This window comes from Micromonospora sp. NPDC003241, assembly GCF_053589795.1.
Genome location: NZ_JBSFSO010000006.1, coordinates 169391 through 180627, shown reverse-complemented (window position 1 = coordinate 180627; position 11237 = coordinate 169391). Strand labels below are relative to the sequence as shown.

General features: G+C 73.6%; 7 protein-coding genes. 5 read left to right on the top strand and 2 right to left on the bottom strand.

Translation table 11 applies throughout. The features are described 5' to 3' along the window. Window position 1: 1 nt before the first annotated feature. Complete coding sequence (gene dapD / locus ACWDVW_RS07600) at window positions 2-961, bottom strand: 2,3,4,5-tetrahydropyridine-2,6-dicarboxylate N-succinyltransferase (protein ID WP_396744300.1); 960 nt, start codon at window positions 959-961, stop codon at window positions 2-4. 137 nt (window positions 962-1098) lie between these two features. Here dapD and dapE point away from each other — a divergent pair, with 137 nt between their 5' ends. Further along, window positions 1099-2172, top strand: a complete 1074-nt coding sequence (gene dapE, locus ACWDVW_RS07595) for a succinyl-diaminopimelate desuccinylase (protein WP_449945805.1) — start codon at window positions 1099-1101, stop codon at window positions 2170-2172. A gap of 127 nt (window positions 2173-2299) precedes the next feature. Here dapE and ACWDVW_RS07590 read toward each other — a convergent pair whose 3' ends face one another. Continuing rightward, window positions 2300-2452, bottom strand: coding sequence for a hypothetical protein (locus ACWDVW_RS07590; RefSeq protein WP_350692631.1), 153 nt, complete (start codon window positions 2450-2452; stop codon window positions 2300-2302). A gap of 138 nt (window positions 2453-2590) precedes the next feature. Here ACWDVW_RS07590 and ACWDVW_RS07585 point away from each other — a divergent pair, with 138 nt between their 5' ends. Genes ACWDVW_RS07585 through ACWDVW_RS07570 form a run of 4 tightly spaced genes read left to right on the top strand, consistent with a single transcriptional unit; the run spans window position 2591 to window position 11041 of the window. After that, a complete protein-coding gene (locus ACWDVW_RS07585) occupies window positions 2591-3445 on the top strand; it encodes a TIGR00730 family Rossman fold protein (RefSeq protein WP_396744306.1) in 855 nt (284 codons plus the stop codon). A 1-nt stretch (window position 3446) separates the two neighbouring features. After that, window positions 3447-3992: an LOG family protein gene (locus ACWDVW_RS07580; RefSeq protein WP_449945804.1), complete on the top strand. Its 546-nt coding sequence runs from the start codon at window positions 3447-3449 to the stop codon at window positions 3990-3992. Window positions 3993-4044: 52 nt separating this feature from the next. Beyond that, window positions 4045-7656 carry an ATP-dependent helicase gene (locus ACWDVW_RS07575; RefSeq protein WP_449945802.1) on the top strand — a complete coding sequence of 1204 codons (3612 nt, stop codon included), beginning with the start codon at window positions 4045-4047 and terminating at the stop codon, window positions 7654-7656. Window positions 7657-7681: 25 nt separating this feature from the next. After that, the gene (locus ACWDVW_RS07570; RefSeq protein WP_449945801.1) at window positions 7682-11041 is read left to right on the top strand and encodes an ATP-dependent helicase; all 3360 of its coding nucleotides are present in this window, start codon (window positions 7682-7684) and stop codon (window positions 11039-11041) included. Window positions 11042-11237 lie beyond the last annotated feature (196 nt).

Genomic DNA, 11237 nt, shown 5'->3' with positions numbered 1-11237 from the left:
CTCAGTCGTTCGCGTGCAGGGCGGCGTTCAGGGTGATGCCCTGACCGGTACGCGGCCGGGCCTCCAGCCCGCCGGTGATCGAGTTGCGCCAGAACAGCAGCCCGTCGACCCCGGACAGCTCGCGGGCCTTGACCACCCGGCCGTCCGGCAGGGCGAGCTTGGAGGCGGCGGTGATGTAGCACCCCGCCTCGACCACGCAGTCGTCGCCCAGCGAGATGCCGACACCCGCGTTCGCCCCGATCAGGCTGCGCTCGCCGATGCGTACCTTGTCGGTGCCGCCGCCGGACAGCGTGCCCATGATGGAGGCGCCGCCGCCGATGTCGGAGCCGTCGCCGACGACCACGCCCTGCACGATCCGGCCCTCGACCATGGAGGTGCCGAGCGTGCCGGCGTTGAAGTTGACGAAGCCCTCGTGCATCACGGTGGTGCCGGAGGCGAGGTGGGCGCCGAGGCGTACCCGGTCGGCGTCGGCGATCCGGACGCCCGAGGGCACCACGTAGTCGGTCATCCGGGGGAACTTGTCCACCCCGTACACGGCCAGGTGCCGGCCGGCGGCCCGCTCGATGACGCGCAGCTCGTCGACCCGCTCCGGCGGGCACGGCCCGGCGGAGGTCCAGGCCACGTTGGCCAGCTTACCGAAGACGCCGTCGAGGTTGAGCTCGTTGGGCCGCACCAGGCGGTGGGAGAGCAGGTGCAGTCGCAGGTACGCGTCACTGGCGTCCTTGATCGGGTCGTCCAGCGAGCCGATCACGGTGATCACCTGGACGGTACGCAGACCCGGCAGGGCCCGGTCGCCGATCGCGCCCGGCGGAAGGTCCAGCACGTCGGCCTGGTCCTCGCCGGGGACCAGCGGCAGCTCGCCGAGGCCCAGCTTGCCGGTCGGATACCAGGTGTCGAGCACCTGGTCGTCGGCGGTCACGGTGGCCAGGCCGATGCCCCACGCGGATTCTGTGGACGTCACTTACTCACCTCTCGCTCGCATGCTGCGCTGGCTGCTGCTCGCGACTGCGGGGTGGGCGAGCTCACTCCTCGCGCTTCGGTGAAGGGCTCGCGGGCTCGCGTCTCGCGGTCGCCGGTTGTGACGGTACCGTGCGGACCATGGAGAACCCGCTTACCCCCGAGGTCCTCGCCGATCCGGTGGCGTTGACCCGCGCCCTGGTCGACATCGAGTCGGTCTCGCTCAACGAGAAGGCCATCGCCGACTGCGTCGAAGAGGTGCTGCGGAAGCTGCCCCACCTGGCCACCTACCGGCACGGCAACACGGTGATGGCGCGTACCGACCTGGGGCGGGCGTCCCGGGTGGTGTTGGCCGGTCACCTGGACACCGTGCCGTTGAACAACAACTTCCCGTCCACGCTGCGCGGCGACCTGATGTACGGCTGCGGCACCTCGGACATGAAGTCCGGGGTGGCCTACGCGCTGCACCTCGCGGCCACCCTGCCCGAGCCGCGTTACGACGTGACGTACTTCTTCTACGAGGCCGAGGAGATCGAGTCCCGGTACAACGGCCTGCGGCTGGTGGCCGAGGCGTACCCGGAGTGGTTGACGGCCGACTTCGCCCTGCTGCTCGAACCGACGTACGGGATCGTCGAGGCGGGCTGCCAGGGCACCATGCGGGCGAGGGTGGTCACCACCGGCGTACGGGCTCACTCCGCACGTGCCTGGCACGGCGTCAACGCGATCCACGGTGCCGGTGACGTGCTGCGGCGGCTCTCGGAGTACCAGGCGCGACGGGTGACCATCGACGGGTGCGACTATCGCGAGGGCATGAACGCGGTGCGGATCAACGGTGGGGTGGCCGGCAACGTGGTGCCGGACCGGTGCGAGATCGAGGTCAACTACCGGTTCGCGCCGGACCGTACGCCGGCCGAGGCGGAGGCGCACCTGCGCGAGGTGCTCGCCGGGTACGAGGTGACGGTGACCGACTGCGCGGCCGGCGCGCTGCCCGGTCTGGAGGCTCCGCCCGCCCAGGAGTTCCTGGCGGCGGTGGGTGCCGCGCCGATCGGCAAGCTGGGGTGGACCGACGTGGCCCGTTTCGCGGCGATGGGGATCCCGGCGCTCAACTTCGGTCCGGGTGATCCCAACCTCGCCCACCACCCGGACGAGCACGTCGAGATCGGCAAGATCCGTGACGGTGCCGCCACCCTGCACCGCTGGCTCGCCTCCGCCTGATCCGGCGGACTCCCGCGTACCGGTCGTGCGGGCGGCGGTGCGGCGACGCCCCGCCCGACCGCGCGACCGGACGCGGGGGACAGGGCTCGGGGTGTGGCGGTGACGTGCTCTGGACGGGTGACGTGCTCTAGACGCGGGTGAGGGCCGCGTCGGGAGCGGACTCCGCAGGAGGCTCGGGCGGGTCTTCGAGCAGGCGGGTACGGCGACGCTCGGCCACCACGTCGCGGATGCGCCGCTGCATCTGTCGCCTCATCCGGATCCGTTCGTTGCTACTGATCACGCTGTCTCCTCCCCCGAAGCCTGCGCGCCGGGCATACCCGGTATGTGAATAGTAAGACGTACGGGAAAGCGAATTGGTTGCACAAGATCACGAAGTGTTTGCCGGGCGCCCCGGCCGAACTCCACTACGGTTGCTCCCATGACTCAGAGCAACCGCCGCGAACCAGGACGGGAGCGGCACCGCGGCGCCGTCACACTGCGCCGCCAGGCGATCACCACCAGCACAGCGGACCAGGGGCTGCTGGACTCCCGGACCCGCGCGGACTGGAAGACCAAGGACGCTTGGCGGGCGCTACGGATACTCTCCGAATTCGTCGAAGGCTTCGACACCCTCGCCGACCTGCCGCCCGCGGTGAGCGTCTTCGGTAGCGCCCGGAGCAAGCCGGACAGCCCGGAGTGCCAGCTCGCTGAGGCGCTCGGCGCGGCCCTGGCCCGCGCCGGCTACGCGGTGATCACCGGGGGTGGGCCTGGTGTGATGGAGGCGGCCAACCGGGGCGCGAGCGAGGCCGGTGGGCACTCCGTCGGTCTCGGCATCGAACTCCCCTTCGAGCAGGGCATCAACGAGTGGGTCGACCTGGCCATCGACTTCCGCTACTTCTTCGCCCGCAAGACCATGTTCGTCAAGTACGCCCAGGCGTTCGTCGTGCTGCCCGGCGGCTTCGGCACCATGGACGAGCTGTTCGAGGCGCTCACCCTGGTCCAGACCGGCAAGGTGACCCGGTTCCCGGTGGTGCTGATGGGCACCGAGTACTGGCAGGGGCTGCTCGACTGGCTGCGCGACACGATGGCCGCCGAGGGCAAGATCGGACCGGTCGACCTGGAGTTGATCTGCGTCACCGACGACGTCGCCGCAGCGGTCCGGCACATCGTGGAGGCCGAGGCCGCGCTCAACACCGAGCAGGAGGCGGTACGCGCGGACGCGGTTGCCCGCACCGCGGCGGACCAGCAGGCGGCGGCCGAACTGGCGGAGCAGGCCGAGCAGGCGGAGCGCTGAGGTGGCCGCGATCTGCGTGTTCTGCGCCTCGTCCCGCACCCTCGACCAACGGTGGCTCGACCTGGCCGAGGCCACCGGCGCGGAACTCGCCCGACGAGGGCACACGCTGGTCAGCGGCGGTGGCTGCGTCGGCATGATGGGCGCCCTGGTCGAGGGGGCTCGCGCGGCCGGCGGCCGGACCGTCGGGATCATCCCGCAGGTGCTGGTCGACCTGGAGGTGGCCGATGTCGCCTCCGACGAACTGGTGATCACCGAATCGATGGCCAGTCGCAAGGTCCTCATGGTGGAGAAGTCGGACGCGTTCCTCACGCTGCCCGGCGGGTTGGGCACCCTCGACGAACTCTTCGAGGTCTGGACCACCGCCACCCTGGCCCTGCACCGCAAGCCGACGGTGGTGGTGGACACCGACGGCTTCTACACCCCGTTGCTGGACTGGTTGCGCGCGGTCACCGACCAGAACTTCCTCAAGCCCGCCGGCTTCGACCTCGTGCAGGTAGCCGACACCGTCCCCACCGCCCTCGACGTCATCGAGGCAGCCCTCACCTGACGGCGGGTGTGGCGCGTCGGGCAGTGTCGCAGGGCCGTGATGGGATGGCGGGATGCAGGCGTACCGGTTGGTGCGTCGGTCCGGCGGGCCGACCCAGGAGAACGACCCGGTCACCGGGCGTTCTCCGGACCTGCCCGGCGAGCCGTCCCCACCTGCCCACGCACCTGCACCCGCCCACGCACCTGCACCCGCCCACGCAGCCGGCGCGGAGCAGACGTCGGCGGATCCTCGGCAGGCCGAGGTCGTGGCGCACACCGACGGGCCGATGCTCGTCCTCGGTGGACCGGGCACCGGGAAGACCCGCACCCTCGTCGAGGCGGTGGCCGCCCGGGTCGAGGAGGGGGTGGATCCGGAGCGGATCCTGGTGCTCACCTTCAGTCGTCGGGGCGCCGTCGACCTGCGGCACCGGATCGAGGCGCGGATCGCCGCGAACGGGCGGCGGGTGGTGCGTGAGCCGTTGGTGCGTACCTTCCCGGCGTACGCGTTCGGGTTGCTGCGGCGGGCCGCCGCCGAGCGGGGTGAGCCGTCGCCTCGGCTGCTCACCGGGCCGGAACAGGATCTGATCATCCGCGAGTTGTTGGACGTGGTCGGTGCGGAGCCCGGCGACGAACCGGTCGGCTGGCCGGAGGAGTTGCGCCCGGCACTGCGTACCCGGGCGTTCGCCGCCCAGCTCCGTGACCTGCTGATGCGGGCGGCGGAGCGGGGCGTCGGCCCGGTCGAGCTGGCCCGGCTCGGCGAGCGGCTCGGCCGCGCCGACTGGCCGGCCGCCGCCCGCTTCCTGCGCGAGTACGTGGCGGTGCTGGCGCTGCGGGACGTCGCCAACCGGGGCTCGGTCGCGTACGACCCGGCGGAGTTGGTCCGGGCGGCCACCGGTCTGCTGCGCGACGACGCCGAGGTGCTGGCGTCCGAGCGACGTCGCCTGGCGTACGTCTACGTCGACGAGTTGGCCGACACCGATCCCGCCCAGCTCGACCTGTTGGACACGGTCGCCGGGGGTGGTACGCCGCTGGTCGCCTTCGCCGATCCCGACTCCTCCACGTACGCCTTCCGAGGCACCGATCCGGCCGGTGTGACGACGTTCCCGCACCGGTTCCGCACCGCCTCCGGCGCGCCGGCCGCACAGGTGCTGCTCAGCACCAGTTACCGCGCGGGGGAGCGGCTGCTGGCCGCCGCGTCCCGGCTCGGCCGGCGGTTGCGCGGTCCGGCGGCACACCGTCGCCTGCATCCCTTGCCCGACGCGCCACCGGGCAGCGTCGAGGTACGCACCTTCCGGTCGGCCACCAGCGAGGCGGCCTGGCTGGCGCATGCGTTGCGGGAGGCGCACCTGCTCGGCGGCGTCCCCTGGGCCCGGATGGCGGTGCTGGTCCGCTCCACCGGTCGGCAACTGCCCGGGCTGCGTCGGGCGTTGCACGCGGCCGGCGTACCGACCGTGGTGCACGGCGAGGACCTGCCGTTGCACCTGCAACCGGCGGTGGCGCCGCTGCTGCTGCTGTTGCGCTGCGCGTTGGAGCCGGAGCGGCTGGACGAGGAGGCGGCCGTCGCGCTGCTGCACTCGCCGCTCGGCGGTGCCGACCCGCTGGCGGATCGTCGGCTGCGGCAGGGCCTCCGGGCGCTCGCCCTGGCTGGCGGTGACCGGCGGCCCTCCGGTGAGCTGATCGTCGAGGCGCTGCGCGACCCGGCCGAGCTGGCCGGGGTGGAGCGGCGCTGGGCCGAGCCGGCGCAGACCGTGGCCGGGCTGCTGGCGGTGGCCCGCGAGACGGCCGGTCGACCGGGCGCCGGCGTCGAGGACGTGCTCTGGGCGGTCTGGCAGGCCAGCGGGCTGGCCGAGCTGTGGTCCGCCGCGCTGGCCCGGGGCCCGGCCGTGGCCGGCGAGGGGGACCTGGCCCGGCGGCGCCGGGCCGAGGCGGCCGACCGGGACCTGGACGCGGTACTGGTGCTCTTCGACGCCGCCGCCCGGTTCACCGACCGGCTGCCGGGCGCGCGTACCGAGGTCTTCCTCGACCACGTGCTGGGCCAGGAACTGCCCGCCGACACGCTCGCCTCCTCCGCCGACCGGGGCGACGCGGTACGGCTGCTCACCGCGCACGCCGCCAAGGGCCTGGAGTGGGATCTGGTCGCCGTCGTCGGGGTGCAGGAGGGCGTCTGGCCGGACCTGCGGCTGCGCGGCAGTCTGCTCGGCTCGGAACGGCTGGTCGACGTGATGACCGGTCGGGCGGACGGTGCCGGTGAGGTCGCCACCCTGGTCGGACAGACCTCCGCGCTGCTCGACGAGGAACGCCGGCTGTTCCACGTCGCGGTGACCCGGGCCCGACGGCGACTGCTGGTCAGCGCGGTGGCGTCGGCGGCCGTCGGCGGCGACGACCACGAGGAGCAGCCCAGCCGGTTCCTCTACGAACTCGGGCCGATCGAGCCGTCCGGGGACGGGCCCGCCCCGACCCCGGATGGGCCACCGCCGCCCACTCCGCCTGCACCCTCGGTGCCCGGAGCGCGGCAGATCGACGACCCGGACGAAGCGCAGGCCCAGGACGAAGCGCAGGCCCAGAATGAAGCGCAGGGCCGGGACGATGCGCAGGGCCAGAATGAAGCGCAGGGCCGGGACGGGGACGATGCCCAGGACCGGGGCGACCGGGCCGGGTCGCGGGCGCTGCCGTTGAGCCGTCCGCCCCGGGCGTTGACCCTGCCCGCGCTGGTGGCGGAGCTGCGTACCGCGGTGGCCGACCCGGCGGCGTCGACCGCCCGGCGGCGGGCGGCGGCGGCCGAACTGGCCCGACTGGCCGCCGCCGGGGTCGCGGGCGCACACCCGGACGACTGGTGGGGGTTGCGACCGCTCTCCGACGACCGGCCCCTGGCGGACGAGGGGGATCCGGTCCGGGTGACCCCGTCGGCGATGGAGAGCGCGCTGCGGTGCAGCCTGCGCTGGCTGCTGGAACGGCACGGCGGGAGCCCACCGGCGAGCGCCGCGCAGGGCGTCGGCAACCTGGTGCACGCGGCGGCGATGCTCGCCGAGGACGCCAGCGCGGACCGGGGTGCGCTGCTCGACTACGTGGCCGCCCGCTTCGACGCGATCGAGCTGGCCGCGCGGTGGATGGTCGGGCCGGAGCGGACCCGTGCCGAGGCGATGGTGGACAAGCTGCTGCGCTGGCTGGCCGTCAATCCGCGCCGGCTGCTCGCGATCGAGCACGAGTTCGCGGTACGCCTGGACGACCCGCACCGGCCGATCGAGCTGGTCGGGCGGGTGGACCGGCTGGAGGTCGACGCGGACGGCCGGCTGGTGGTGGTGGACCTCAAGACCGGCAAGTCCACCGCCGTGACCGAGCGGGACCTGGCCGAGCACCCGCAGCTCGGCGCGTACCAGGCGGCGGTGGAGGCGGGGGCGTTCGCCGAGTACGGCGACGAGCCCGGCGGTGCGGCGCTGGTGCAGCTCGGCACCGGCGCGCGGGACGCCCGGGAGCAGGCCCAGGCCGCCTCGACCGACGGACCCGAGGCCGGTTGGGCGACCGCGCTGGTCCGGCGGACCGCCGATACGATGGCCGCCGCCACCTTCGCCGCGGTCGCCAACTCGAAGTGCCGGGTCTGCCCGGTACGGACCAGCTGCCCGGTCTCCGGGCAGGGACGGCAGGTGGTCGAGCCACCGACCGTCCGGCGACCGGAGCACCAGGAGTGAGCGTGCCAGCTCCGAAGAGGGCAGCATGACCCAGCCCGCGCTGTTCAACCCTGCGGCGCCGGCGCCCCGGGCAGCCGCCGTCGGTCCCCGGTACACGCCGGTGGAACTGGCCAAGCTGCTGCGGTTGCCGGCGCCGACCCGGGAACAGGCGGCGATCATCGCGGCGCCGGTGGAGCCGCTGCTGGTGGTCGCGGGAGCCGGTTCGGGCAAGACCGAGACGATGGCCGCCCGGGTGGTCTGGCTGGTGGCCAACTCGTACGTCCGGCCCGAGCAGGTGCTCGGTCTCACCTTCACCCGCAAGGCCGCCGGTGAGCTGGCGCACCGGGTGCGTACCCGGCTCGACCAGTTGGTGCGCCGGCTGGGGCGGCGCGGACGGGACCCGCTCGACGACCCGTTCGCGGGCGAGCCCACGATTTCCACCTACCACTCGTACGCCGGACGGATCGTCACCGAGCACGGCCTGCGGGCCGGGTACGAGCCCTCCACCCGGCTGCTCACCGAGGCGTCCCGCTGGCAGCTCGTGGACCTGATCGTGCGCAACTACGACGGGGACATGTCCGAGGTGGACCGGATGCCGAGCACGGTCACCGACGCGGTGCTGGCGCTCTCCGGCGAGCTGGACGAGCATCTGGTCGACCCGGACGCCCTCGCCGCGTGGACCGGCCGGTTCTTCGCCGAGGTGCAGTCCCGTCCCGGACGGGTCTACGCCGACGTGCGCAAGGCGCTCGCGCTCCAGCAGACCCGGTTGAAGCTGCTGCCGCTGGTGCGCGCGTACGCCCGCCGCAAGGACGACTTCGAGGCGATGGACTTCGCCGACCAGCTCGCCCGGGCCGCCCGGGTGGCCCGGGACCATCCCGGCGTCGGCGAGATCGAGCGCGGGCGCTACCGGGTGGTGCTGCTCGACGAATACCAGGACACCAGCCACGCCCAGGTGGTGCTGCTCGGCGCGTTGTTCGGCGGCGGGCACCCGGTGACCGCGGTGGGCGACCCCTGTCAGTCCATCTACGGCTGGCGGGGAGCCAGCGCCGGCACCCTGGACCGCTTCCCGACCGAGTTCGCCCGCACCGACGGGGAACCCGCCCGGGTGCTCGGGCTGACCACCAGTTGGCGGAACCGGCCGGAGATCCTCGCGGTGGCGAACGCGCTCTCCACCCCGTTGCGGGCGGCCGGTGCCCAGGTGCCGGAGCTGCACGCGGCGCTCAGCGTCCGCGACCCGATCCCGCATCGCAGCGCGCGCGACGCCGCCGCCGGCACCGTGCACTGCGCGTTGCTGACGACGTACGCGGACGAGGCCGACTGGATCGCCGACAGTGTGCTGGCCGCCTGGCGGGGCGCGGCCCGGATGCCGGGGGTGCTGCCCGAGCAGATCCCGGTGACCCGGCGCCCGACCACGGCGGTGCTGGTCCGGCTGCGCAGCCAGATCCCGGTGATCGCGGCGGCGCTGCGGGAGCGTGGCCTGCCGGTCGAGGTGGTGGGGCTGGGTGGACTGCTGGACACCCCGGAGATCCGTGACGTGGTGTGCACGCTGCGGGTGCTCGCAGACCCGACCGACGGTGCCGCGTTGTTGCGCCTGCTGACCGGTGCCCGGTGGCGGATCGGGCCACGGGACCTGGTCGCGCTGCACCGTCGGGCCAAGGCCATCGCGGCGGCCCGTCGCCAGCTCGCCGACGACGATACGGCCGAGATCATGCCGGACCGCCTGGACGAGGCGACGCTGATCGAGGCGCTGGCCGACCTCGGCCCGGCGCAGGCGTACTCGGCCGAGGGCTATCTGCGGCTGCGCGCGTACGCCCGGGAGTTGGGCCTGCTGCGGTATCGGCTGGACCAGTCGCTGCCGGAGCTGATCGCGGACGTGGAGCGGACCACCGGCCTGGACGTGGAGGTGGCGGTACGGGCCGGCGGCGAGGGCGCCGGTGACGCCGGCCTGGCACGCAGTCACCTGGACGCGTTGGGTGACGTGGCCGCGCGGTTCAGCGGGGAGACCCCGAGCGCCACGCTCGCCGGTTTCCTGGCCTACCTGGCCGCCGCCGAGGACGAAGAGCGCGGCCTGGCGCCGGGTGAGGTGGAGGTGGTCGAGGGGGCGGTGCAGATCCTCACCGCGCACGCGGCCAAGGGGCTGGAGTGGGACGTCGTCTCGGTGGCCGGGCTGAGCCGGGGGGTGTGGCCGGGCCCGGTCCGCAACTCCGACCACTGGCTGGGCGGGCTGGGTGTGCTGCCGTTCCCGTTGCGCGGCGACGCGGACGGGCTGCCCGACCTGGCCCTGGCCGATCTGGACGACCAGCGTGGCGTGGCCCGGGCGGTGGCGGACTTCACCGACGCCTGGCGGGCGCACGACGAGCGGGAGGAACGCCGGTTGGCGTACGTCGCGGTGACCCGCCCGCGTCGCCTGCTGCTCTGTTCCGGTCACTGGTGGGGTGAGGGCACCAAACGTCCGCGCGGCCCGGCCGGGCTGCTGCGCGAGGTGCACGACACCTGCCTGGACGCCGGGGCCGGTCACCTGGTGGACGAGTGGGCGCCCGAGCCGTCGCCGGACGCGGTGAACCCGACCACCGAGGTGGTGATCCGGGCCGAGTGGCCGGCCGACCCGCTGGGCGTACGCCGCTCCACGTTGACCGAGGCGGCGTCGCTGGTCCGGCGTCACCTGACCGACGACGCACCGGCCGCCCCGGAGGACGAGGCCCCGGATCCGGAGGTGGCCCGGTGGCGGCGGGAGGCCGATCTGCTGCTCGCCGAGCGGGCGGAGCTGAGCCGGTTGTCCGGTCCGATCGAGGTGACGCTGCCCGAGCACCTGTCGGTCACCCAACTGGTCGCGTTGCGCCGGGACCCGGCGGCACTGGCCCGGTCGCTGCGCCGGCCGTTGCCGACCGAGCCGAACCCGTACGCCCGCCGGGGCACCGCCTTCCACGCCTGGCTGGAGCAGCGCTTCGGCGCGGACCGGCTGCTGGACACCGACGAGTTGCCGGGTGCGGCGGACGCCGACGCGGCGCCGGACGAGGCGCTGGCGGAGCTGCAACGGCGGTTCCTGGGCAGCGAGTGGGCGGACCGTACGCCGGTCGAGGTGGAGGTGCCGTTCGCGACGGTGATCGGTGGCGTGGTGGTCCGCGGCCGGATGGATGCCGTGTTCCGCCGCCCCGGCGACCGGTTCGACGTGGTCGACTGGAAGACCGGTGCCCAGCCCTCGGGCACGGCGGCCGAGGTGGCCGCGGTGCAGTTGGCGGTCTACCGGCTGGCCTGGGCCGAGCTGGCCGGTGTCCCGGTCGACCGGGTCGGCGCGGCGTTCCACTACGTGCGGGACGGGGCGACCGTCCGTCCGGCGGACCTGCTCGACGTCGACGGCCTGACCACGCTGATCACCTCGCTGCCGGAAAACGAGCTGGACGGGTAGCGCGGGCCCGAATCCGTGGTACTGTGCCCGCGTTGCAGTTTTGGTTCCAGCTCTGTTTGCGCCTGGCGGATTGTGGCCCAGGCGCTCTTTGTTATGTCCGGACCTCTCCGGGCGGGGCGACCAGCAGCGACAGAAGTTCCGGGAACCGCCCGGAACTCTCCACTCTTTCGACCCCGTAACAGGTGCGGGTTCGACG